The organism is Bradyrhizobium sp. UFLA05-112 (assembly GCF_053572325.1).
The window spans coordinates 1-23109 of sequence record NZ_JBANBK010000046.1; the positions used below are offsets into that span (position 1 = coordinate 1).

At 63.4% G+C, this 23109-nt stretch carries 18 protein-coding genes and 2 pseudogenes; 11 read left to right on the forward strand and 9 right to left on the reverse strand.

All coding sequences use genetic code 11. The features are described 5' to 3' along the window. The 5 genes and pseudogenes from SO180_RS24735 to SO180_RS24755 all read left to right on the forward strand — a co-directional run. Positions 1–236 (forward strand): annotated as a pseudogene (locus SO180_RS24735) (ABC transporter substrate-binding protein); the annotation flags it as partial. Further along, positions 233–1114 carry an ABC transporter ATP-binding protein gene (locus SO180_RS24740; protein ID WP_449381451.1) on the forward strand — a complete coding sequence of 294 codons (882 nt, stop codon included), beginning with the start codon at positions 233–235 and terminating at the stop codon, positions 1112–1114. The pseudogene SO180_RS24735 and the gene SO180_RS24740, both read left to right, overlap by 4 nt. Continuing rightward, positions 1107–1976 carry an ABC transporter permease gene (locus SO180_RS24745; protein WP_449381452.1) on the forward strand — a complete coding sequence of 290 codons (870 nt, stop codon included), beginning with the start codon at positions 1107–1109 and terminating at the stop codon, positions 1974–1976. Before SO180_RS24740 ends, SO180_RS24745 begins: the two co-directional genes overlap by 8 nt. Positions 1977–2019: 43 nt before the next feature. After that, entirely contained in the window at positions 2020–3645 is a 1626-nt protein-coding gene (locus SO180_RS24750) for an FAD-dependent oxidoreductase (protein WP_449381453.1), read from the forward strand. Continuing rightward, positions 3642–3962, forward strand: coding sequence for a 4Fe-4S binding protein (locus SO180_RS24755; protein WP_449381454.1), 321 nt, complete (start codon positions 3642–3644; stop codon positions 3960–3962). Before SO180_RS24750 ends, SO180_RS24755 begins: the two co-directional genes overlap by 4 nt. A gap of 622 nt (positions 3963–4584) precedes the next feature. On the opposite strand, the gene SO180_RS24760 is transcribed toward SO180_RS24755, so the two are convergent. The 4 genes from SO180_RS24760 to SO180_RS24775 form a co-directional block, all read right to left on the reverse strand. Further along, the gene (locus SO180_RS24760; RefSeq protein WP_449381455.1) at positions 4585–4737 is read right to left on the reverse strand and encodes a hypothetical protein; all 153 of its coding nucleotides are present in this window, start codon (positions 4735–4737) and stop codon (positions 4585–4587) included. A 506-nt stretch (positions 4738–5243) separates the two neighbouring features. Continuing rightward, positions 5244–5828 carry a DUF1254 domain-containing protein gene (locus SO180_RS24765; RefSeq protein ID WP_449381456.1) on the reverse strand — a complete coding sequence of 195 codons (585 nt, stop codon included), beginning with the start codon at positions 5826–5828 and terminating at the stop codon, positions 5244–5246. Then, positions 5825–6403, reverse strand: a complete 579-nt coding sequence (locus tag SO180_RS24770; protein ID WP_449381457.1) for a DUF1214 domain-containing protein — start codon at positions 6401–6403, stop codon at positions 5825–5827. The genes SO180_RS24765 and SO180_RS24770 overlap by 4 nt, the downstream gene beginning before the upstream one ends. 9 nt (positions 6404–6412) lie before the next feature. Beyond that, the gene (locus tag SO180_RS24775; protein ID WP_449381458.1) at positions 6413–8692 is read right to left on the reverse strand and encodes a transglycosylase domain-containing protein; all 2280 of its coding nucleotides are present in this window, start codon (positions 8690–8692) and stop codon (positions 6413–6415) included. A gap of 295 nt (positions 8693–8987) precedes the next feature. Here SO180_RS24775 and SO180_RS24780 point away from each other — a divergent pair, with 295 nt between their 5' ends. The 6 genes from SO180_RS24780 to SO180_RS24805 all read left to right on the forward strand — a co-directional run bounded on the left by SO180_RS24780 (position 8988) and on the right by SO180_RS24805 (position 15570). Then, positions 8988–9503: a YcgN family cysteine cluster protein gene (locus tag SO180_RS24780; RefSeq protein ID WP_449381459.1), complete on the forward strand. Its 516-nt coding sequence runs from the start codon at positions 8988–8990 to the stop codon at positions 9501–9503. A 170-nt stretch (positions 9504–9673) separates the two neighbouring features. Next, the gene (locus SO180_RS24785; RefSeq protein ID WP_449381460.1) at positions 9674–11257 is read left to right on the forward strand and encodes an MDR family MFS transporter; all 1584 of its coding nucleotides are present in this window, start codon (positions 9674–9676) and stop codon (positions 11255–11257) included. A 316-nt stretch (positions 11258–11573) separates the two neighbouring features. Further along, a complete protein-coding gene (locus SO180_RS24790; RefSeq protein WP_449381461.1) occupies positions 11574–12347 on the forward strand; it encodes an ABC transporter ATP-binding protein in 774 nt (257 codons plus the stop codon). A gap of 2 nt (positions 12348–12349) precedes the next feature. After that, positions 12350–13138, forward strand: coding sequence for an ABC transporter permease (locus SO180_RS24795; protein ID WP_449381462.1), 789 nt, complete (start codon positions 12350–12352; stop codon positions 13136–13138). A 21-nt stretch (positions 13139–13159) separates the two neighbouring features. Beyond that, positions 13160–14233 carry an ABC transporter substrate-binding protein gene (locus SO180_RS24800; RefSeq protein ID WP_449381463.1) on the forward strand — a complete coding sequence of 358 codons (1074 nt, stop codon included), beginning with the start codon at positions 13160–13162 and terminating at the stop codon, positions 14231–14233. Positions 14234–14256: 23 nt separating this feature from the next. Further along, a complete protein-coding gene (locus tag SO180_RS24805; RefSeq protein ID WP_449381464.1) occupies positions 14257–15570 on the forward strand; it encodes an LLM class flavin-dependent oxidoreductase in 1314 nt (437 codons plus the stop codon). A 39-nt stretch (positions 15571–15609) separates the two neighbouring features. On the opposite strand, the gene SO180_RS24810 is transcribed toward SO180_RS24805, so the two are convergent. The 5 genes and pseudogenes from SO180_RS24810 to SO180_RS24830 form a co-directional block, all read right to left on the reverse strand. Further along, on the reverse strand, positions 15610–17286 hold the full coding sequence (locus tag SO180_RS24810) for an alpha/beta hydrolase (protein ID WP_449381506.1): 1677 nt from the start codon (positions 17284–17286) through the stop codon (positions 15610–15612). Between the two features lie 213 nt (positions 17287–17499). After that, a pseudogene (locus SO180_RS24815) lies at positions 17500–17624 on the reverse strand (response regulator); the annotation flags it as partial. Positions 17625–17626: 2 nt separating this feature from the next. Next, positions 17627–20218, reverse strand: coding sequence for a GAF domain-containing sensor histidine kinase (locus tag SO180_RS24820; RefSeq protein ID WP_449381465.1), 2592 nt, complete (start codon positions 20216–20218; stop codon positions 17627–17629). Positions 20219–20351: 133 nt separating this feature from the next. Further along, a complete protein-coding gene (locus SO180_RS24825; RefSeq protein ID WP_449381466.1) occupies positions 20352–21986 on the reverse strand; it encodes a thiamine pyrophosphate-requiring protein in 1635 nt (544 codons plus the stop codon). Positions 21987–22120: 134 nt separating this feature from the next. Further along, positions 22121–23020 (reverse strand): LysR family transcriptional regulator, encoded by a 900-nt coding sequence (locus tag SO180_RS24830; protein ID WP_449381467.1) that lies wholly within the window; start codon positions 23018–23020, stop codon positions 22121–22123. Positions 23021–23109: the final 89 nt, after the last annotated feature.

The following is a 23109-nucleotide window of genomic DNA, read 5'->3' on the forward strand; positions in this document are numbered from 1 at the left end:
GCTTCGAACGCATCATTGCCGAGCGCAAACGGAATGAGGACGCCACTCCGATCAAATATTGGAAGAGCACCGGTGTTGCGTCCAAGGGCGGCGTCATTGGTGATGCCGAGCTGCAGGTGTGGATCGATTGGTTGGTCAGGGATGGCCTTCTCAAACCCGATCAGCTCAAACCGTCGGATATCTACACCAACGAGTTGAATTACTTCCGTCCGGGAAAGACGGCGGAGGCGCGATGAGCCAAGTCGAAACCAGCCCGGTCGAGATCAGCTTCGAGCACGTCCGTAAGGAATTCGTGACGCGAGGTGAGGGGGGCGGTCCGGCGGACCGCTTCACCGCCCTGGAAGACATCACACTCGACGTTCGCGCAGGCGAGTTCCTGGCGCTGGTCGGCCCGAGTGGCTGCGGGAAATCGACGTTGCTCGATTTGCTGGGTGGGCTGACGACACCGACCAGCGGCCGCATCCTGCTCGACGGGCGGCCGATCACCGGGCCCGGCCGCGACCGCGGCATCGTGTTCCAGCAATACGCTTTGTTTCCCTGGCGTACCGCCGTGGAAAACGTCGAGTTCGGACTCGATATCGCCGGGCTCAAGGCGCAGCAGCGGCGTGAGATCGCGCGGCACTTCCTCGATCTCGTCGGCTTGTCCGGCTTTGCCGGCCGCTATCCGCACGAACTGTCCGGTGGCATGAAGCAGCGCGTCGCGATCGCGCGAAGCCTCGCCTACGATCCGGAGGTGTTGCTGATGGACGAGCCGTTTGCTGCGCTTGACGCGCAGACGCGCGAGACGTTGCAGGGCGAACTTTTGCGGATCTGGCGCGCCACGGGCAAGACCATCGTCTTCATCACTCACGGCATCGACGAGGCCGTAGTGTTGGGCCAGCGCGTAGCGGTGATGACGTCACGCCCGGGCCGGATCAAGCAGGTTATCGAGGTTCCGGCCTCGCTGCGCAGCGAGGCCGACGACGTGCGCTCGCTGCCGGAGTTCGGCCATGTGCGGCACGAGGTCTGGAACCTGCTTCGCGAAGAAGTGCAGAAGGCCCAGCAAGGACAATTGAGCGGCGTTGTCTCAAAGCCTCGTGTCGAACGTGAAGTGAAGGAGGTTGCTCATGTCTAGCCTTGAGACGCTGACGCTGCTGGAGCTTGCGCACGGGCGTCCACAATCCGGTGCGGACCAGCGGTCGTCGTCGAGCGTCAATCGTCTCAGCGCAGTCGCGCGCGCGCTGTCTGGGTTCGGACAACGCTCCTTGTTGCTCATCATCTTGTTGTCGGTGTGGGAGGCCGCCCCAAGACTCGGCTTGATCGACCCGGTATTCCTGCCGCCGTTCTCGGAGGTGATCGCCGCGGGCTGGCAGCTCGCGCAAAGCGGCGAACTCTATGACGACGTGTCGGCGAGCTTGCTGCGCGCGTTGAGTGGATTTCTGATCTCGGTTGCGTTGATCGTCCCACTTGGCCTCGCCGTTGGCTGGTATGCCCGGCTTGGCAATCTCCTGAAGCAGTTCATCGAGATGTGCCGCAATACGGCACCGTTGGCGCTGCTGCCGGTGTTCATCCTGCTGCTCGGAATCGGCGAGATGTCGAAGATCACCATGGTGATCTATAGCTGCGCCTGGCCGCTCCTGCTCAACACCATCGCTGCGGTGAAGCAGGTCGATCCGCTCCTCATCAAGTCGGCGCGGACGATGGGCGCGACGCCGCAGCAACTGTTCCGCAAGGTGATCTTTCCGGCGGCGCTTCCGACCATCTTCGTCGGCATTCGCCTCGCCAGCGCCTCCGCCATGCTGGTGCTGGTCGCCTCCGAGATGGTCGGTGCCAAGGCGGGGCTTGGCTATCTCATCATCAACAGCCAGTACAGTTTTCTGATCCCGCAGATGTATTTCGGCATCCTCGGCATCACGACCATCGGGCTCGCGTTCAATGCTGTCCTCGAGGCTCTGGAGCAGCGCTTCATGCGGTGGAAGGCGCCAGTCACGGCATGAGGGTGCAGTCCGGTTGCAACCGTATAAGCTGGAGACGTGATCGATGACCAACCAACTCCACCGCGCCGAGCGCAGGTCCGCGCCGGCCGGATCCGTTGAATATGATGCCGACGTGCTGGTGCTCGGCGGTGGCCCGGCTGGCACCTGGGCTGCGGTGAGCGCGGCCGAGCGCGGCGCGCGGGTGGTGCTTGCCGACAAGGGATTTTGCGGCACGTCGGGCGCCACGGCGGCGGCCGGCACCGGCGTCTGGTACGTCGACCCCGTGCCGGCGCAGCGCGAGGCGGCGATGGCCAGCCGCGAGAAACTCGGCGGCTATCTCCAGGATCGCCGCTGGATGGCTCGCACGCTGGATCTCACCTATCAGCAGAGCAATCGCCTCGCCGAATGGGGCTATCCCTATCCGGTGGATGATCGCGGCAAGTCGCAGCGCAACTCGTTGCAAGGTCCGGAATATATGCGGCTGATGCGCAAGCGGACCAAGCAAGCCGGCGTCACCATTCTCGATCACAGCCCGGCGCTCGAATTGCTGGTGGATGATGCCGGCGCCGTTACCGGCGCGAGCGGCTTGCGCCGGCAAAAGCAGGATCGCTGGACAGTGCGCGCCAACGCGGTGGTGATCGCGACCGGTGGCTGTGCGTTCCTGAGCAAGACGCTGGGATCGAACGTGCTGACCGGCGACGGCTATCTGATGGCCGCGGAAGTCGGTGCCGAGTTCAGCAGCATGGAGTTCTCCAACCCTTACGCGATCTCGCCGGCGTTCGGCTCGGTGACCAAGACGCTGTTTTACGGCTGGGCCACCTTCACCTATGAGGATGGCAGCTTGGTTCCTGGCGCAGCGTCCAAGGGCGGGCGATCGGCGATTGCCCGCGCGCTGCTTCAGGGCCCGGTCTATGCCCGGCTCGACAAGGCTGACGAGGACGTGCAGCGGCACATGCGCGTGTCGCAGCCGAACTTCTTCCTGCCGTTCGACCGCACCGGTATCGACCCGTTCAGGGAGAGTTTTGCCGTGACGTTGCGGCTGGAAGGGACCGTTCGCGGCACCGGCGGCCTGCGCATCGTCGACGACACCTGCGCCACCAGCGTGCCGGGACTCTATGCGGCGGGCGATGCGGCCACGCGCGAACTGATCTGCGGCGGTTTCACTGGCGGCGGCAGCCACAATGCCGCCTGGGCGATGTCGTCGGGGACCCTTGCCGGGCAGGGCGCCGCGGCGTACGCGCGGCAGGCTGGTACGGCGGCCGCGCGAAAACTATCGTCAGCGGGAATGGTCGGTTTTCGCAGCCGCTCGCGGCGCGCGTTCGAACCGGCGGCGCTGGCGAGGGCCGTCCAGGATGAAGTCTTCCCGTATGAGCTGAACTATTTCCGCGAGGCTTCGCGGCTGGATGGAGCGCTGGCGCGCCTCGACGCCGCATGGCGCGACGCATCGGAAGCTGACGCCGCCGGCGCGGCCGACGTGCTGCGCGCGCGTGAAAGCACAGCGATGCTTGCGACCGCGCGGTGGATGTATCGCAGCGCGCTCGCGCGTCAGGAAAGCCGCGGCATGCATCGCCGCGACGATTTCCCCGATCAGGATCACCGGCAACGCCACTACGTGACGACGGGCGGTCTCGACGAGGTCTGGACCGCGGTCCGGCCGCATGCCGAGGCCTTTGCGGAGGCCGCGGAATGATCGAGGTCATCGATACCGAACGCTGCACGTCCTGCGACATCTGCGTCAACGTGTGCCCGACCAACGTGTTCGACAAGACCGACGACGTTCCGGTGATCGCGCGGCAGGGCGATTGCCAGACCTGCTTCCTCTGCGAGCTCTATTGTCCCGAGGACGCGCTTTACGTCTCGCCTTTCGCGGATGAGAGCCAGCAAGTCGACCTCGTTGCGCTCAAGCAGGCGGACGCGCTGGGCAGCTATCGCCGCGCCGTCGGCTGGACCGATGACACCAGGAGCCGCCGGAGCGGTGACCGCAGCTATCTCCTCTTCGGGCATTGAGCGGGCTCAACCTGCGCCGGCCGATACGCGATCGATTCACAACCGGAGTGGCGGCCGCTCTTGCTACAAAGCGGCCCATCCGCCCGAAACCTCATGTCTCAGAAGGGATGCTTGCGGGAGAATGGGATTGTTAAACTTTAGCGCTTGTTCGAATGAACTTTCGTGGGAATCACTAGCGCAAAATCAATGCATCATTGGTGCGATTCTATAGATAACTTGTAAACGTTCCGACCGAATTTGTCGCCGCGCTCCCTACCAACGACTGGACGGCGGAGCTGGATGGATGCCATTTTTTCCTGGCTGGTGGGATCCGCGCACCTTCATCCCAGGAGCGGTGGCGAGCGGAACCAAGGCAGAGACGTTTGAAGTTGCTGCGTTAGTGTCACGGGGGATCGCGATGATGAGGCGAGCAATCCCAGCTTTTGTAGCATTGATTGCGCTCAGCCAAACGGCCACAGCTGGTGTCTCTTGCGCCGTGGTACGTTTCTATGTCGCCAAATACTCGGAAGCGGCAGCTGAGACGTGGGCACGAAGTCACGGCGCCAGCGATGCCGAAATCGAAACGGCGCGTCGTTGTCTGCATCATAGCGCAAACATGCAGACTGCAAGCTCGGCTGCGAGGTCACAGGTGCTCACTCCTGTAACCGAGCAGGAGCGCGCCCGGCGCGAACCAAATGAACGCGATCCAGATCAGGAAGTGAAGCTCGTCGTACCCGTGCAGGATCAGCGCGCCGCCCCCGAGACGGATAGTCACGACGACGAACCACGCGTGCACGGCGTCATCCGCCCGAAGGATGAGGATCCTTCGGCCGGGCGTGTGAGCGACGAGGCCAATGGTCCCTCCGATAGAAGGACTACCACGGTGCGTCCACGCTATGTGGGCTCTGTGCATCGCGCCGACGGTAGGGGAGGGACGGGCCATGTGGCATGGTTCAAACGACTCTGGGGTCACCTGGTTGGGCCGCGCCGATCCAGCATCGCCCTTTTTGCATTTCCTCGTTGGGGATCGAATAAGGTACGGCGTCATCTCAGCGGGACCGCACCGGGCCACAGGACAGGGTGAGCTGCATCGCTGGATGCTTCCGGTTCTTCACCTTGACCCAATGCCTTCAAAGCGGCGTCAGTGCGGTTGGCATGTCGTACACTGGGTCAGCCGGTTGCGTTCGGTTACGGGTTGGACTGACGACCCGGACCGAGCCAATCAGGCCCGGTTCTCCGGCCCGCGGCTACTGTACATGGGGTTGTTTTCCAGATTTTTGATAACGGCTGCCGACGGGCCGCTCACCGCCGCCCGCGCGGGGCCTCGGCCTTGGTGGGGGCGTCGGTCTGCGGCGCGCAGCTCGCGGCCGCCAGCGAGGCCTGGGCCTGCGGCATCAGGCCGGGCTCGGCGGCGAGCGCCTTCATGACGATCAGGCCGGTCGCGCTCGGGGAATCGATGATCAGCCGGTCGGCCGCCGTGACCTCCTCGTCCTCGGGCAGCGCATTGTGCTGGGCTTCCGTCATCAGGTCGAGCTCGATCACCTTCTTGCCGGCGGAGCGGTCGTTGATGGCGTAATAGGCGATCTCGTTGCGGGTGTAGAACGACACCGAAGTATAGGCCTGGCTCACCGGCACCTTCAGCTTCAAGGGTCCGCCGGAGAGATCGTAACGGCAGATCGCCAGCGCAAAGGCCGGGTCCATGAACGGCATCGGCGAGGTGTTGGGATCGGCGAGCGGCAGCTGTGTGACCGCGTTCTCCTTCGTCATCGGCGTCAGCCGCGAATAGGCGTCCTGGGTCGCGATCCGTGGCAGCGCCAGCACGCTGACGAGGTGAACGATGAGGCCGAGCAGGACGCCGGCGAGGATCGTGAACGCGAGCCGGATCATGGGCAGCCCACCGTCGCGATCTGCGGCATCGGCGCGTCGCGCTGGGTACGCGTGGCAACGCCGACGGGCGTGTCGTAGAGGCGGAACATCAGCGCATAGCGCTCGATGCCGCCGGTCGGCAGCCAGTTGCCAGCGCGGGAGCGCGAGGCGATGTGAATCTCGAACGAGCCATCGGACTGCCGGACGATTTCCTGGCTGGTGAAGCCGTAGCGCTGCAGCGAGTTGGCGACGAGATGGCCCTTGCGGTCATAGAGCGTCAGCGTCCAGAACCGCGCCGGCGGGGTCACGCCGGAGACCACGATGTCACAGCGGCCGTCGAGCGCCTTCTTCTTGTCGTCGGTGGTCGCGGTGAACGCAACGCCGTCGCCGGTGCCGATCGGCAGCTCGCCGTTGCGCACGATGGTGGCGCGCGAATAGGGGTCGACGTCGGCGGTGCCGGTGCGCGGGCGCGCCGTCCATGCGCCGATCGTGAGCGCGCCGATGTCGGTGCCGCGCGTCGTCGTCATCCAGGTCGCGCCGACGCCGACCGCGGTGGCGAGCAGAAGGGCCGTCAATGTGATGATGATCAGCCGCATGGGATCAGGTCAGTTCTTGCGCGGGCCGGACGAGGTCGCGTTCTCCTCCGCCGCATAGTTCTGCGGGAAGGCGAGCGCGCTCGACGGCGAGGCGGGCTTGGCCGGCTTCGCCGTGTCGTCGGACGTCGTCTTGGTCGTGGTCTTGGCGGCGTCGTCGAGCAGCTTCTCCACCCGCACCAGAATATCGGCGCCGCGCTTGGTCAGGATCGGCGGCGGACCGGGCTTGGTCTCCAGCACCTTCGGCGCCGCATTGGCCTGTGCGTTGGCGGCAACCGGCTGCGGCGGCAGTTTCTGGCCCATGCCGATGCCGGGAATCTCCCGGACTTCGACGCCCTGATGTGCCGCGACCATGATGTCGTGCCAGGTCTGCGCCGGCAGCGAGCCGCCGGTCATGCGGTTGGTCGGCGAGTAGTCGTCATTGCCGTACCAGACCGCGCAGGTGAAGTTGCCGGTGTAGCCGACAAACCAGGCGTCGCGATAGGCGTTGGTGGTGCCGGTCTTGCCCGCGGTCGGAATGCCGTCGAGCGCGGCGCGGCGCGCGGTGCCTTCGCTCACCACGTGGCTCATCATGCCGGCCATGTCGGCCGCGATGTTCGCGGGAATGGCCTGCCGCGGCTTCGGACCGTCGCGGTCCCAGCGCCAGACCAGGTCGCCGCCACCGGTGCGCACTTCAAGTACGGAATGCGGGGTCACGGCCTTGCCCTTGTTGGGGAAGGTCGCATACGCCACGGCATGCTCGATCACGGTGACTTCATCGGATCCGATCGGCAATGACGGCGTGTCGGGCAGCGGCGCCTTGATGCCGAAGCGGCGGGCGACCTCCACGATCTTGGCGCGGCCCGCTCTCGGGCCCTCTTTGCCGCCCATCGCGATCGAGAGCTTCACCGGCACGACGTTGATCGAGCGGGTGATCGCCTGCGTCAGCGTCACCGAGCCGGAATAGGAGTGGCCATAGTTCTGCGGACACCAGTTCCCGATGCAGACCGGGCCGTCGACCACTTTCGAGTTCGGCGTGAACCCGTTCAGCAGCGCCGTCGTGTAGACATAGGGCTTGAACGACGAGCCGGGCTGCCGATAGGCGTCGGTCGCACGGTTGAACTGGCTTGCGCCATAGTCGCGGCCGCCGACCATGGCGCGGATGCCACCGTCGAGATCGGCGACGACCGTCGCGGCCTGCGTCGCGTGATAGTCGCGGCCGAACTGACGGAGCTGGTTCTCGATCGCGTCTTCCGCGGCCTTCTGCACGTTGGTGTCGATCGCGGTGCGGACCACGAAGACGCGCTCGGTGTAGGATTTCGGGAAGGTGTCGACGAGCTTGCGCATCTCGTCGAAGGCGTAGTCGAGATAGTAGTTCGGCGATGCCTCGTCGCGGCGGTCGACTGCGAAGGCCGGGTTGCGGCGGGCGCCGAACACCTGGCCCTCGGTCATGAAGCCGGCATCGACGAGGTTGTCGAGCACCACGTTGGCGCGGGCGCGGGCGGCGGGCAGGTTGATGTGGGGCGCGTACTTGGTCGGGGCCTTGAACAGGCCGGCGAGCATCGCGGCTTCCGCAAGCGTCACGTCGCGAGCGGATTTGTTGAAGTAGAAATGCGCCGCGCCGTCGACGCCGAAGGTGCCGCCGCCCATATAGGCGCGGTCCAGATACAGCTTCAAAATCTCGTTCTTGGTCAGCCGCCATTCCAGCCAGACCGCGAGGAAAGCCTCGTTGATCTTGCGCTCGATGGTGCGCTCGTTGCTCAAGAACAGGTTCTTGGCGAGCTGCTGGGTGATCGAGGAGCCGCCCTGGCGGACGCCTCCGGCCTGGGCGTTGGTGACGAGGGCGCGCGCGGTGCCGGCGATGTCGATGCCGAAATGATCGTAGAAGCGGCGGTCTTCGGTGGCGAGCGTCGCCTTGATCAGCACGTCCGGAAAATCTTCCAGCGGGATCGAGTCGTTGTGCTTGATGCCGCGGCTGCCGATCGGGGTGCCGTAGCGGTCGAGGAAGGTCACGGCGAGGTCGGACTTCTTCAGCCAGTCCTCATCCGCCGTCTCGCGGAAGGCGGGGATGGCGAGGGTGAGCAGCAGGACCAGGCCGCCGAGACCGAGGGTAGCGGCCTCCGACAGCGGCTCGATGAATACCCAGCGCTTCCACCGCCCGACATAGAAGCGGTCCATGAAGGTCGAGTAGCGCTCGTAGAGCTCGCGGATGCCCTTGGCCGAGGAGAACAGCGAGGAGTCGATGCGCGCATCGAGGTCCAGGAAGAAATTCCGGGCCTTGCTCTTCCAATGCGGTGGTATGATCTGGCGCACCTAGAACCCTTGAGGCTCGGTTCGAAAGCGTTCAAGCACCCGGCCGGGGCGGCATCGAGACGTCTTGCGGGAACGTTGCGGCAAACCCAAGGCGCCCAATTGCGTCCTTCGGGGGGACTCGCAGGTTGTTCTAGCCGAGCGGGGGCCATAAACCAATGGTCACGCTCGCGATTTTGAACGACAGGCCTAATTGGCCCCGCATCTTTACGGAACGTCCACGGCGCTACTTGCAGCGTCATCGGCCCGCGCCCTAGATGGTTTGGCCGATTGTCTTATGAAACCAGTTGAAGACGCAATGACCGCAGCTCCCAAACGACCTTCAGGCCAGGAAGGATTCTTCTGGAAAACCAAGACATTGGAGCAGATGTCGGAGGCTGAATGGGAGAGCCTCTGCGACGGCTGTGGGCGCTGCTGCCTGAACAAGCTCGAGGACGAGGACACCGGGGACATCTATTTCACCCATGTCGGCTGCAAGCTGCTCGATGCCGGCACCTGCGCCTGCAAGGACTACCCGAATCGGTCCGAGAAGGTGCCGGATTGCGTGCGCCTGACCCCGGCCAATGTCCGCACCCTGAACTGGCTGCCGCCGAGCTGCGGCTACAGGCTCGTCGCGGAAGGGCGCGACCTCTATTGGTGGCACCCGCTGATCTCAGGCGATCCCAATACCGTGCATGAAGCGGGCGTCTCCGTGCGTGGCCGGGTCGAGGGCAGCGAGGACGAGATCCCGGACGAGGAGCTCGAGGATCACATCGTCGAGTGGCCGGCGCTGCTGCCGAAGCGGGCGCGGCTGAGGAGGCGGCCCAAGGCCTGACAAGGCCACCTGCGTTCCCGTCTTCGAACCGATCACGTCTTCGGGATGACCCGGGGACGGGATGCTCCCATGCATCGAGGTGCCTGCCTCGATGAGGATTTGCTGCGTACATTGCAGTTCATAGAACGATTCCATCGCGGCGTTGCGCCGCAACAAGAACTACGTCCGAAATGAACAAGTTCGAACGGCAGAGCCACGCGACTGCCGACATCAGGGCTTTGTCCGACGACATCGCCGAAGAGCTGTCCCGCCTTCCGACCGAGGTCTTGAGCGTCGACGACGCCCCCTCCATCGCTCCGCCGGCGCCGCTGACCGCGGACGAAGTCCGCACCATCGTCATCAGCCTGATGCTGACGATGTTCCTGGCGGCGCTCGACCAGACCATCGTGGCGACCGCGCTGCCGACCATCGGACGCCAGTTCCGCGACGTCTCAAACCTCTCCTGGGTGATCACGGCTTATCTGCTGGCCGGCACCGCCGTGGCGCCGGTGTTCGGCACGCTCAGCGACATCTACGGCCGCCGCGCCATGCTCATAACCTCCCTGAGCCTCTTTGTGGCCGGCTCGATCCTCTGCGCGGTAGCGCCAAACATGCCGATGCTGATTTTGGCGCGCGGCCTGCAAGGCCTTGGCGGCGGCGGCATCATGCCGGTGGTGCAGACCGTGATCTCCGACGTGGTTAGCCCGCGCGAGCGCGGCCAGTACCAGGCCTATTTCTCCAGCGTCTGGATGGTCGGCGGCATCCTCGGTCCCGTGATCGGCGGCGTGTTCGCCGAGCATCTGCACTGGTCGATGATCTTCTGGATCAACCTGCCGCTCGCAGCCGCAGCGCTCGCGCTGCTGCTGCCGAAGATGGGCAGGATCCCGGTCTTCCATCGCAAGCGCAAGGTCGACTGGTTCGGCGGCGTCTTGCTGATGGCGTCCGCGGTTGTCTTCATGCTGGTCTTGACCTGGGGCGGCACCCGCTACCCCTGGCTCTCGCCGACCGTGATTGCGATGATCGGCGCCGCGGTCGCGCTCGCCGTGACCTTCGTGTGGCACGCGCTGCAGGCGGACGAGCCGTTCCTGCCGTTGCCGCTGCTCAGCGGTACGGTCGCGCCCTACGCGCTCACCGCCGGCGGCTGCGCGCTCGGCGCGATGACCGGTCTCACCGTGCAGCTCCCGCTCTACTATGAGTCCGTCTACCATCTCAGCGCCAGCGAGGCCGGACTTGCGCTGATTCCGCTCGCGGCGGTCTCGACCTGCGGTGCGGCAATCGCCGGCCGCACCATGGCGCGCGCCAAGCACTACAAGCGCGTCGCCGTCGTCGGTACATCGTGGGCAGCGCTGTGCGGACTGGGACTCACGTTCCTCACGTTGCCGCTGTGGGCTCTCTTGGTCTTGATGGCCGCGTTCGCGCTGGGCCTCGGTACGACCTTCCCGGTCTGCGTGGTCTCGCTGCAGAATTCGGTCGCCCGAGCCCAGGTCGGCACCATCACCGGCGCGATGAACTTTTTCCGCTCGCTGATGTCCTCGTTCACGGTCGCAGCGTTTGCGGCGATCCTGCTGATCTCGCTCGGCGCCGACATCCCGCTCGCCGGCGAGCATCATGGCGCGATCAACGCGATTCCCTCGGCCGACATGATGATGGCGTTCCGCTACGTTTTCGGCGCGGCGGCCGCGATGATGGCTCTCGCCTCGCTCTGCCTGATCCTGATGGAGGAGCGGCCGCTCGCCGGACCAGCTAGCGCGCAGCCCGTCGAGATGGCGGAGTAGGGGACGCCCGATCGCGTCGTTGGCTGCTGCAGCAAGGTTGGCTGCTGCGAAGCGAGTCGAGCCGCATCAATTTCGTCGACAGCATCGAGACGTTTCGCGCCAGACAATCTGGGTTCAGCCGATGCGGTGGAGCGCGAGCGGCGTCGGAGGACGATTGGCCGCGGTAATTTCATGCTTGCATTGCGACCTCTTACATTGGATTGCGACGCGAGACGTCCGGCCAATTTAGCAGGATATTCTTTACTTCAAGAACATCTGGCGGAGGGAATCCGGAGAACGTAAGACCGGCGCCAATTCTTCTCCGTCGGCAAGACTCATGCCCTCCAGTACGATCAGTCTTCGTTCCGTCGAGCAGCGCTTCCAGTCCAAGCGCGGCTCGGTCTGTGCGTTGACCGAGGTTACTTTCGACGTCCTCGCGGGCGAGTTCATATCCATCGTCGGGCCTTCCGGCTGCGGCAAAAGCAGCCTTCTTCGTCTGATCGGTGGCCTTGATAGTCCCTCCGAAGGTCAGATTCTCATCGACGGAGACGATGTTCGCGGCCCGCGCAGAGAGATCGGCACGGTGTTTCAGTCGCCTGTGCTTTTCCCGTGGCGCACGGTGCTCGGCAATGTGATGCTTCCTGGAATTGTTCATCGCCGCGACCGGAAAAAGACCGAAGCAAGGGCGCGGACGTTGCTGGAGACGGTGCAACTGTCCGACTTTGCGAAGAGTTATCCGTTTGAGCTGTCGGGAGGAATGCAGCAGCGCGTGGGCATAGCTCGCGCGCTGATCAACGATCCGACGATGCTGCTGATGGATGAACCGTTCGGGGCGCTCGATGCTCTGACTCGCGAAACGCTGAACATGCAATTGCAGCAATTGTGGCTGGAGCAGCGGCAGACAATTGTCTTCGTTACTCACTCGGTCCCCGAGGCAATTCTTCTGTCTGACCGGGTTCTCGTGATGAGCGGAAGACCTGGGCAGATCCGTGCGGACATTGCGATCGACTTGGCGAGACCGCGCGGAATTTCGGACACGGCGACCGCCGCCTTCGGCCGCTACGCCGACCAGATTCGTGGTCATCTCAACGCCGGCGGACGTCTGGATTGATCGTGAAAGATATCGCTCTCAAGGTCGTGGTCAGTTTGGCCATCTTTGCCGTTCTTTTGACCGCCTGGCATGTAGCCATCGTGCATTTCGAAGTCGCGAGCTTCATTTTTCCGACGCCCTTGGCAGTCGGAGAAGCACTCTGGGGCGGCCTGGCGAAAGGCCTGTATCTCGAACATGTGCGTGTGACATTGACGGAAACGCTGGCCGGCTTTGGCGTCGCCTTCGTCGCCGCACTGCTTCTTGCGACGCTCATATCGATGAGCCGCACGGCATCTTTCTACGTTTATCCGTATGTCCTGTTCTTCCAGTCAGTTCCGAAGGTGGCACTCGCGCCTGTCATCGTCATCTGGTTCGGACTTGGTATCCAATCCAAGATCGTGACCGTTGCGCTGATGTGCTTCTTTCCTTTGATGGTAAACGCCGTCGCGGGTCTTCAATCCGCGCAGAAGGATCGCGTCGACCTGCTCCGCTCGCTCGACGCCAGCCCCGTTCAAATCTTCACGCTGCTGCGTCTGCCCAGTGCCCTTCCATTCATCGCGGCCGGAGCAGAGGTGTCGATGACCTTTGCACTCATCGCCGCGATAGTCGCCGAATTCGTGGGGGCGCGTGCGGGACTTGGCGTGCTTCTTCAGACGATGGGCAGCAATCTCGACATCGCAGGTCAGTTCGCCGTTCTCGTCATTCTCGCAACGATCGGCTTCCTTCTCAACCGCATGGTGGCGCTGCTCAGCGACTACCTTCTGTCCTGGGATGTCAATCGAAAGACCCGTCGTTCCAGTCTGGGACGCTGACGGGGCAATTCGGAGTTCTTCATGTCGTTCAAGTCTCTGGGGTCCGCGCTGCTCGTGTCATTGGCCGTCTTGCTGCCCGTTGCGGCGAAGAGCGAGACAAAACCGGTCCGTCTCGCCTGGTGCACGTCATCCGCCGGAATATCGCTGGCGCCGGTCGCCGCTGCCAAGAAGTTCGGATGGTTCGAGCAGGAGGGGCTGAATGTCGAGATCGTCAATGTCGCAACGGGCATGGATTGCGTGACATTCGTCGCAACCGGCGAGATGAACTACGCCGTCCCATCGATTGAGGCGACCGCTGCGTTCGTTGCCAAGGGACTAAAGGCGAAAGTCTTCTTTACCGTGTATCAGAACTCACCCTGGGAGATCCGGGTGCCGGCCGAAAGCCAGGCGAAGAGCGTCGCGGACCTGAAGGGCAGGAAGATTGGCGTGATCTCGCTCTCCGCCGTCGGCGCGTCTGTTGCCAAAGGCCTTGTCAAGTCAGCGGGTCTCGATCCCGAAAAGGACGTCACGTTGGTCGCGGTGGGCGATGCCCAGCGAGCCGCTTATTTTCTCCGCAAGGGCGAAATTGATGCAGTCAGCATCTTCACGCTGGCTCATCTGCAGATTGAAAATGCCGGCGTGACCCTGCGCAAGATCGACGCGCCGGACATCGACGCTGCACCGTCGTTGGGCCTGATCGCCAAAGCAGATTATCTGGCTGGCCACAGACAGGAAGCAATCGGTCTTGCTCGCGCCTATGCCAAGGGACTCGCTTTCACGTTTGCATCGCCACGCGCGGCCCAGAAGGTGTTCTACGAGATTTTCCCGCAGGCACTTCCTTCCAGCAAATCTGTTGCGGAAGTGGAAAAGTCAAACATCGCTCTCACGGAATCCCACGCCTCCGGCGACTCGCCCTTGAACGGCAGGCTGGAGGATTGGGGCTATTCACGTGTGGACGTGTACAATCGATATCTGGCCACGATCAGTGACTGGCACATGATCAACGCCAAGATCACGGCGGCCGACGTCATCGACAATAGCCTGATCAAGGAGATCAACGCTTTCGACCGCGCTGACATCGCCAGGCGCGCGGCAGAAGCCGCGACTGGAAACTGAGTGACGTGGCCTTGGGAAAGACAATGACACGGAGACAGGTCCACCTTGGTGCGTTTCTGACGGCCAGCGGCTTTCACACTGCGGCCTGGCGACACAAGGGAGTTCCGGCCGGCGGGGGGCTGGATCCGCAACTTTACAAACGGGTCGCCCAGGCGGCGGAGCGCGGGAAGCTCGATGCGCTGTTCGTGCCGGATTTCTTCACCGTGAATCTGCCGCAACTGGCCATCCGGCAGGAAGTCGTGCGGTTCGAGCCGATGACCTTGTTGTCCTATCTCGCGGCAGCAAAGGACAGGATCGGGTTGGTCGGCACGTCTTCGACGACTTACGACGAGGTGTATCATACGGCGCGGCGTTTCGCCTCGCTCGACCACCTGAGCGGTGGTCGCGCCGGCTGGAACGTGGTGACGTCGGCACAGCCGTCAGGTCCTCTGTTCGGCCGTGGGCCATTGCCCGAGCATGACCTGCGCTACGAGATGGCCGACGAGTTCTTCCGCGCGGTTTGCGCGTTCTGGGATAGCTGGGAGGACGGCGCCATCACGCGCGACAAGGCCAACGGCGTTTTCTTTGATCGCGAAAAGCTCCACCCCGTCAGCTTCCGCGGTGAACGCCTTTCGCTGGACGGAATTCTAGATGTGGCCCGGCCGGTGCAAGGTTATCCGGTCATCGCGCAGGCCGGCGCCTCCGAGGCCGGGAAGGCCTTTGGCGCCAAATATGCCGAGTTGGTCTTCGTCACAGGGCAGCCGGATGTCGCCAAGGCCCAGGCGTTCTATGCCGATGTCAAGCGGCGTGCCGAAGCCTTCGGCCGCAACAGGAATTCCATCAAGATCCTGCCTGCAATACACCCGGTCGTAGGCCGCACGATGCGTGAGGCCGAAGAGAAGTTCGAATATCTGCAAAGCCTGGTGCATCCTGAAATCGGTTTGGAATCGCTCCGTAAGCTCACGGGTGGTTTCGATTTCACCGCCTTTGATCTCGATGATCCCGTTCCTGAGGTGCCCCTGACCAATGGCAATCAGACGTGTCAGAAAGCACTCTTCGATATCGCGCGGGACAAGGGAATGACTATTCGCGAACTCTATCTCGAGCTCGCGGGCGGCATGAATCGCGTCATCGGCACCCCTGCCGATATCGCAGATTTCATCGAGCGATGGAGCGATGCGGATGCTGCTGATGGGTTCATGATCTCGATCCTGAGTCTCCCCGATAGCATGGACGACTTCGTCGATCTCGTCATTCCGGAGCTCCAGGAGCGCGGCCTGTTCCGGCGCGAATATCAAGGTACGACACTGCGGGATCATCTCGGTCTGGCGCGTCCGCCGCGATTGCACTATTCGTGAATGGACGCGCCATTTGGCGTGCAGGGCCGGGGCGGCGTGTCATCCGCCGCGATCGGCATAAGGGTTGTCATCAGCGCTGCGCTCGGCCGCCTTCCTCGCTGTTGCCGCAAGATGGTCCTTCAACCGCGTGAGCGCCTCGGCGGACCAGTCCTGCACATCGGTGACGGCGATCCAGGCATCGACGTAATGCTCGGGCGCGTACACATGGCCAAAGCCCATCGGCGTGTTGGTGGCGACCGCCATGTCGAGGGCGAGCTGGAGCATCGTCACGACGGGATACCAGCGCAGCTCGGGTGACACGTCCGGGCCGCGCGGCGCTTTCATCCAGGCTGGTGCGCGGTAGGCATCGTGGTAGTCGAACAGCACGATCGGATCGCTGGCATATTGCAGATAGACGACGCGCAGCGCGCCCCAGGGCGCATCGGCCGGCACCGTCGGCCCGTTCTGATTCATGAAGCGTACGAAGCGGCCGTCGCGAAATTCAGGCAGCCAGGCCGGCGAGCCTTCATTGCGGTTCGCGGTGACCGAGCGCCAGATGCGGCTCTCGAACGGCGGCCCGCTCCACAGCGCGCCGGCAATGGGGTCGCCGATCGTCTCGAACAGCTCGGCGGATTTCTCCGAGTTCATGGCGCCGAGGCTGAGACCATGCAGGTACAGTTTTGGCCGCTTGTCTCTCGGCAGCGTCGTCCAGTAGCCGTAAACTTCCGAGAACAGGGCGCGCGCAGCTTCCGCGCCGTATTCGGGCTGAAACATCAGCGACAGAGGGCTGTTGAGATAGGAATACTGCATCGCGACGCTGGCCACGTTGCCGTGGTGGAGATACTCGACGGTGCCCATCGCCGCAGGGTCGACCCAGCCGGTGCCGGTCGGCGTGATGACGATCAGGATCGCGCGCTCGAAGCCGTGCTGGCGCTTGAGCTCGTCCAGCGCCAGCTCGGCGCGCGCCTGCGCCGTGTCGCGGGCACCGAGGCCAACATAGACCCGGACGGGCTCCTGCGCGGGCTGCGCCGTGAAGGCGCTGATCTCGGCTGCGGTTGGACCCGAGGCCACGAATTCGCGCCCCGCACGTCCAAGCTCATTCCATTTCACCAGCGATGCCGCGCTTCCCGTTTTCTCGGGCGCCGTCGGCTGCGGCCGCTCCGGCTCGAGCAGGGCGTCGAATTCGCGGAAGGAGGAATCGAGCGCCCGGAACGCGGTGCGGATCAGGAGATTGTTGGCGATCGACCAGAACAGCAGCGCCGCCACGAGAACGCCGAGGACGTTTGCGATCTTTCTCGGGACGACGCGACTTTTGCGTGCGGCCAGGAAGCGAACCATGAGCACGAACAGCCGTCCCAGCGCCAGAAGCACGACGAATGTGAGCAGCGCGATGGCGCAGACTTTGAACGGATGCGCGGTCTCGACCGGCGCCATCTTCATGACGGCGCGGATCGAGTTCTGCCATTCGGCGGTTCGCCAGAGATAAATGACGACGACGAGCAGGCAGCCGACCGCGACCAGCGTGTTGGCGGTCGATCGCACGCGCGGCGAAGGTTCGGGCAGTTCAAGGTAATGCCACAGCCAGCGCCAGAGGAGGCCGGCCGCGTAGCCGATCGCGAAGCAGGCGCCGGCCAGCGCGCCTTGCGTGAGATAGCTGCGTGGAATGAGCGTCGGCGTGAGCGAAGCCGCGAAGAACAAAGCGCCCAGCATGAGGCCGACGCCGGACAGCGACAACATCTGCCGTCGGATCAGCCATGCGAGATTTTTGAAAGCGGCACCCACGGCGCGACGACTTCCTGAATTGGACGACTATCGCACAATCGGACTCGATCGCAACCGAGGTGAGGCGGGCGGCGGTTCCCGTGAGGGTCTATCCCGCCTGCGCGAGCCGCGCGTCGCTCCCTCCGCGCAGCAGGGCGAAGTCGATCGGCTTGGTCAGGAGTCCTGTGGCGCCTCCGCCGCCGAATTGGCAAAATCCATCACAAAGCGCTGAGCGCGGAGATCGCGACAAATTGCTGGCGGAACAACGCCTCCACGTCGGGCTCGTCGTCCACCACGAGAACCATCACAGTCACGGCTAACCTCTGGTCCTGTCTGAAAAATTGCCTTTGCGCGGCAATCTGATCGTGAACTCGGTAAATTCGCCGGACACGGTTTCGACGTCGATCGTGCCACCATGCTGTTTCACGATGATGTCGTGGCTCATGGAAAGCCCGAGTCCCGTACCTTCGCCTGCCGGCTTGGTCGTGAAGAAGGGGTTGAACATCTTCTCTCTTACGTCAGGGGGAATGCCGATGCCGTTGTCGCGGATGCGGATTTCGACTTGGGCGCCGCGATCCTGTGTGCCCGCGACCAGGACAGGTTCGTAGTCGTCAGCGCCATTCGCGGCCTTGCGTTTGGCGACCGCGTAAAAGCCGTTGGCGATCAGATTCAGGAGAACGCGGGTGATCTCCTGGGGGAAGGCGTCGACCATGCCAGCCTCGGGATCGAGCTCGCATTTGAGCGTGACGTTGAACTGCGGCTTCTCGGCGCGGGCACCGTGATAGGCGAGGTTGAGGCTCTCCTCGACCAAGGCGTTCACGTCAGTCGGCCGGTGCTCGCCGCTGCCTTCGCGGGAATGCAGCAGCATGTTCTTGACGATGGAATCGGCGCGCTGCCCGTGCTGGACGATCTTTTGCAGATTGTCCTTCAAGAGCCCTGTCAATTCATAGACTTCGTCGCGGATATTGTCGGTGAGTCTGGCAGACTTCAGAATATCGTTGAGCTCGTCCGTCAGTTCCGATGACAGTGCTGCGAAATTGTTGACGAAGTTGAGCGGGTTCTTGATCTCATGCGCGATGCCGGCGGTGAGCTGGCCGAGGGAGGCGAGCTTTTCGGTCTGGATCAGCCGATCTTGGGCGGTGCGGAGGTCGTCGAGGGAGGCGGCAAGTTCTTTGGTGCGGGACTGCACTTCGTCAAAGAGGCGCACATTCTCGATCGCGATGACGGCCTGGTCGGCGAAGCTCGTAACGAGCTCGATCTGCTTTTCGCTGAACGGGCGGACCTCGCGACGTGCAAGGACAATGGCGCCAACCGGGTTGCCTTCGCGCAGCAAGGGCACGCCAAGAAAGCTGCGCGGATTGCCGCTCAATTCCTGGCCTTCAAAGGAGTAGTCGGGATCTTCGAGCACATCGGTGACATGGACCACCTTGTCGCCCAGCAAAGTCCGGCCCGTGATGGTGCGCTTGTCGGGCAGGACCGGGAGATCTCTTACATATTCGGCGAATTTGATTGGAAAGCCGTAGGAACCCGCCCGGAAATAAACATTGCCGGTCTTGCGGGTGATCGCCGCCATATCGGCTTCGCATAGGCGTGCCGCCGATTCGACCAGTGTATTGAGCACGGCCTGCAAGTCGAAGGCCGAGCGACTGATCACCTTGAGCACGTCGGCGGTCGCCGTCTGCTGTTGCAGCGACTCGGTCAAATCCTCGGTGCGCTCGCGCAATTCGCCGAGCAATCGCGTGTTCTCGATGGCGATGACCGCCTGGGCAGCAAATTGCTGCAGGAGCGCGATCTGCTTTTCGGAAAAGCGCCGGTTTTCCTGTCGGAAGATCATGACATTGCCGACCACGCGCTCGTCCTTGAGCAACGGCACCGCGAGCAGGCAGCGCGCGCCGCCGAGATCGACCAGCGCCCGACGGTTCGGCTCTCCGCTGCGATAGGCGTCCGACTCTAGCAGATCAGTGATTTCGACGAATGCTTCACCCGCCAAAAGGCGCGTCGGCGCGGTGGCCGGACCATAGTTGAGGGGCAGCTTGCGCCGGAACTGATCGTAAGCGGGGGGCAGTCCATAAGTGGCCGCCGTGTGGAATTGCGCTCCATCGTAGGTGTTGAGCACGCCGAAATTGGCGCCGCAGAGCTGCATTGCCTTGCTGAGCATGGCGTCGAATACCGGCGCGAGATCGCCGGCCGAGCGGCTGATGACGCTCAGTACCTCCGATGTCGCGGTCTGCTGCTCCAGTGATTCGGTCAGCTCGTGCGTCCTGGCCTGCACCTCCTCGAACAGCCGTGCATTCTTGATCGCGATCACGGCCTGGTCGGCGAAGCTCTGCTGGAGCGCCAGCTCATCCGGAGTGAAGGGCTGGAGCTTGTCGCGATAAATGATCAGTGCGCCGATCGCCTTGCCGTCGCGGCGCAGCGGCGTGCCGCACATCGTGCGCGTGCCGGCGGCGCGCGCCAGCGGCAGGCCCGGCCATTCCGCCATCGAGGGATCGATGTGATCGAGGTCGGAAATGTTGATCTGCTCGTTTCGCGTGATGACCTGGCCCGGCATGTTCTGCCCGCCGACAGTGATCTTGTTGAGCGGCACGATCGAGCGGATGTGCTGGGCGCTGGTACCGAACCGATAGGCCTCGCCCCATTCGCCATTCTCGGCGAGCTGGATCGAGACACTGGGGGCGTCAAACAGCCGGCCGCAGGTCTCGGCGATTTGTTGGAGCGACCGACCCGCGTCGCCAGGGGCACTGGCGATGGTGCGTAGAATCTCGGCGCTGGCTGCCTGCCGGTCGCGCGACAGCGCCAACTCATGCTGCAACCGCTCATTCGCCGCGGCGCTTGACTGCAATTGCTGTACGAGCTCGGCAATCCTGGCCCTGAGCTCGGCTGCGACGTCCTGCGAAAGCGCAGTCATCAAAAATATCCATTTTGGCCGGCGTCTTGGCGCCATGCCCAATTGGCTAGTCTGGCAGCGATTATTCCATTCTGGAACCGTTCAGGCCAGGAATATCCTTGCGCCGCATATCGGGTAATGCTCGCCAAGTCGCTCAGGCCCCCGGCCGCGACACCTCCGTCTCCTTGCTGGTGATGAACTCCAGCAGCGTCGGCATACCGTCGCGGGTTTTCTGGATGCCGCGTTTGATCGCGGGAACGATGTCCTCAGGCTTGGTCACCCGCTCGCCATGGCCGCCGAAGGCGCGCGCCATCGCGGCATAGTCGCCGGAAATGTCGGTCGAGCGATATTTCTCGGTCGAGACCGGCATCACTTTCAGCTCGATCGCCATCGAGAAGTTGTTGAGTAGGATCGAAAGGATCGGGATGCGCTCGCGCACCGCGGTCTCGAAATCCATGCCGGTAAAACCGATCGCGGCATCGCCCCAGACGTTGATGCAAAGCTTGTCCGGCCTTGCGAGCTTTGCGCCCATCGCAAGCCCAAGACCGTAGCCGAGCTGCGTGGTCTTGCCCCAGCCGAGATAGGAGAGGGGCTCGACCGCCCTCCAGAACGGCGAGAGCTGGTCGCGCGGGCTGCCGGCGTCATGAGTAATGATGGTGTTGTGGATGTCGACGGTGTGCTGGAGGTCCCAGAGCACGCGATAGGGATTGAGCGGCGCGTCGTTGCTGGTGAGCTTTGGCATCCACTTTGCCAGCCAATCCTTGTGGGAGGTCGCGATCTCGGCCGCAACCGCCGAGGCATCGCGGTTCGACGTGACGGTCTTGCCGATCTCCTCGAGCAGCGCATCGAGCACCAGCCCGGCATCGCCGACGAGCCCGACCTTGGCTTCGATATCCTTGTTGAGATGGTTTGGATCGAGCGTCGAATGGATGATGATCTTACCCTTGGGCATGGCGATGCCAAAGCTGGTCTCGGTGAAGGAGCAGCCGATGCCGAAGATCACATCGGCCTCGGCAAGGAACTTCGGCACGGCGCGCGGCACGGCAAGTCCACCCGAGCCGAGCGAGAGTGGATGCGTCTCGGGGAACGACGACTTGCCGCCGAGGCTTGTGGTGACGGGGATCGCGAGCCGTTCGGCGAACCGTTTCAGTTGCAGCCAAGCCTGCGCGTAGTGCACGCCCTGGCCGGCATAGATCACCGGCCGTTTCGCGTCGATCAGAAGCGCCGCAGCCTCCTTCACATGAAAAGGGTCGGCGCCGTAGCGGGTGCGCAGCACTGGTGTGTAGGTCAGTGGTTCCGGAACCTCCTCGTTCCACAGGTCCGAGGGGATCTCGACGATGACGGGACCGCCGCGGCCGTTCTTGAGCTTGGTGAAGGCACGGCGAAAGATATTGGCGACTTCAGCGGCCAGGATGATCGGTTCGGAGGATTTGGCGAACGCCTTCATCACCTCGCTGGAGTTGAAGTTCGGCTCGATGTGCGAGAGCCTGCGCTGATAGCCCATCGGCAGCACCAGCACGGGCACCGACTCGCCAAAGCACTGCGCGACACCGCCCATGGCGTTCTCGGCCCCCGGACCATGCTGCATGCAGAAGGCGCCGATGCTGCGCCCCGAGGTGACGCGCGAGATCGCATCCGCCATATGGATGCCGACGCGCTCCTGCCGCACCATGACGGGCCGAATCTCCGCCTTCGCCGCGTGCTCGATCAAGTGATTGACGGGATAGCCGCAGAGGATCTCGATCCCCTCGCGCTTCATGATTTCCGCGATCGCAGTGCCGAGCTTCATCGCGTCTCTCCCTTCGGCAGGCCGGTTGATCCGGCCAGTTTGGCGGGTAGAGGATCAGGAATTCGCGGAAGCGTAAAGCGCGCGCGCTCGCGCGCAGCCGTAGGTCTGCCATGCAGGGCTGTCGCGCTCGGTCGCTATTTGCCGCGATATCGCAGCGCCTCGACCAGCAGCGAGAAAGCCGGTGTCGGTTGGCGGCGGCTCGGATAGTAGAGATGATAGCCGGAAAAGGCGGGGCACCAGTCGCTGAGAACGCGAACGAGCTGGCCTTTCGAGACGTAGGGCTGCACATGGCCTTCCGTCAGATAGGCGAGACCAAACCCCTTGAGCGCTCCCTGCAGGAGCAGGCCTGCGCTGTTGAACACAAGCTGCCCTTCGACGCGAACGTTGAGTTCTCGTCCGTTCTTCTCGAACTCCCAGGCGTAGAGGCTGCCGCCATGGGTCGGCAGGCGAAGATTGAGGCAGTTATGGCCCGTCAGGTCCTGGGGGGTCCTGGGTCGCTTCCGTTCGGCGAAGTAGGCGGGCGAGCCGACGACCGCCATGCGAAGATCGGGGCTGACCCTGACGGCAATCATATCCCTGGCGACAAGCTCGCCCGGGCGGATCCCCGCATCGACCTGCTGCGCCACGATGTTGGTGAGACCGTAATCGATGATCACCTCGACGTGGATGTCAGGGTATTTCGGCAACATCTTGCCCAGGGCAGGCAGCAGGATTTCGGTGGCGGCATATTCTGTCGCCGTGAGACGAACGGTCCCCGCCGGCTTTTCGCGGAGCTCGCTGAGCGCGGCAAGCTCCACGTCCATCTCGTTGAATTTGGGGCCGATGCTCAGGAACAGCCGCTCTCCAGCCTGAGTGGGCGTGACGCTGCGCGTCGTCCGGTTCAAGAGTCGGACGCCGATCCGCTCCTCGAGATTTCGGATGATCTGGCTGAGCCCGGACTGCGTCATGCCGAGCTTCGCCGCGGCCCGCGTGAAACTGCGTTCTCTCGCCACCGCGAGAAAGGCGAGGAGATCGCTCGCGTCGTCCCGGTCCATTGATAAGCCTGTCTAATAACCGCATTCGAAATTTATCACCTAATCTGTGGTCGGCGGAAGTCCTAGGTTCGGTTCAGCGTTGGACGGAG

What these genes read in the sequence shown, in the direction of transcription:
- SO180_RS24825 (WP_449381466.1), bottom strand. Translation starts at nt 21,986, where the DNA reads ATGAAGCTCGGCACTGCGATCGCGGAAATCATGAAGCGCGAGGGGATC.
- SO180_RS24810 (WP_449381506.1), bottom strand. Translation starts at nt 17,286, where the DNA reads ATGTTGTCGCTGTCCGGCGTCGGCCTCATGCTGGGCGCTTTGTTCTTC.
- SO180_RS24770 (WP_449381457.1), bottom strand. Translation starts at nt 6,403, where the DNA reads ATGCGGCTGATCATCATCACATTGACGGCCCTTCTGCTCGCCACCGCG.
- SO180_RS24740 (WP_449381451.1), top strand. Translation starts at nt 233, where the DNA reads ATGAGCCAAGTCGAAACCAGCCCGGTCGAGATCAGCTTCGAGCACGTC.
- SO180_RS24830 (WP_449381467.1), bottom strand. Translation starts at nt 23,020, where the DNA reads ATGGACCGGGACGACGCGAGCGATCTCCTCGCCTTTCTCGCGGTGGCG.
- SO180_RS24780 (WP_449381459.1), top strand. Translation starts at nt 8,988, where the DNA reads ATGACCGCAGCTCCCAAACGACCTTCAGGCCAGGAAGGATTCTTCTGG.
- SO180_RS24765 (WP_449381456.1), bottom strand. Translation starts at nt 5,828, where the DNA reads ATGATCCGGCTCGCGTTCACGATCCTCGCCGGCGTCCTGCTCGGCCTC.
- SO180_RS24805 (WP_449381464.1), top strand. Translation starts at nt 14,257, where the DNA reads ATGACACGGAGACAGGTCCACCTTGGTGCGTTTCTGACGGCCAGCGGC.
- SO180_RS24800 (WP_449381463.1), top strand. Translation starts at nt 13,160, where the DNA reads ATGTCGTTCAAGTCTCTGGGGTCCGCGCTGCTCGTGTCATTGGCCGTC.
- SO180_RS24750 (WP_449381453.1), top strand. Translation starts at nt 2,020, where the DNA reads ATGACCAACCAACTCCACCGCGCCGAGCGCAGGTCCGCGCCGGCCGGA.
- SO180_RS24745 (WP_449381452.1), top strand. Translation starts at nt 1,107, where the DNA reads ATGTCTAGCCTTGAGACGCTGACGCTGCTGGAGCTTGCGCACGGGCGT.
- SO180_RS24755 (WP_449381454.1), top strand. Translation starts at nt 3,642, where the DNA reads ATGATCGAGGTCATCGATACCGAACGCTGCACGTCCTGCGACATCTGC.
- SO180_RS24785 (WP_449381460.1), top strand. Translation starts at nt 9,674, where the DNA reads ATGAACAAGTTCGAACGGCAGAGCCACGCGACTGCCGACATCAGGGCT.
- SO180_RS24790 (WP_449381461.1), top strand. Translation starts at nt 11,574, where the DNA reads ATGCCCTCCAGTACGATCAGTCTTCGTTCCGTCGAGCAGCGCTTCCAG.
- SO180_RS24820 (WP_449381465.1), bottom strand. Translation starts at nt 20,218, where the DNA reads ATGACTGCGCTTTCGCAGGACGTCGCAGCCGAGCTCAGGGCCAGGATT.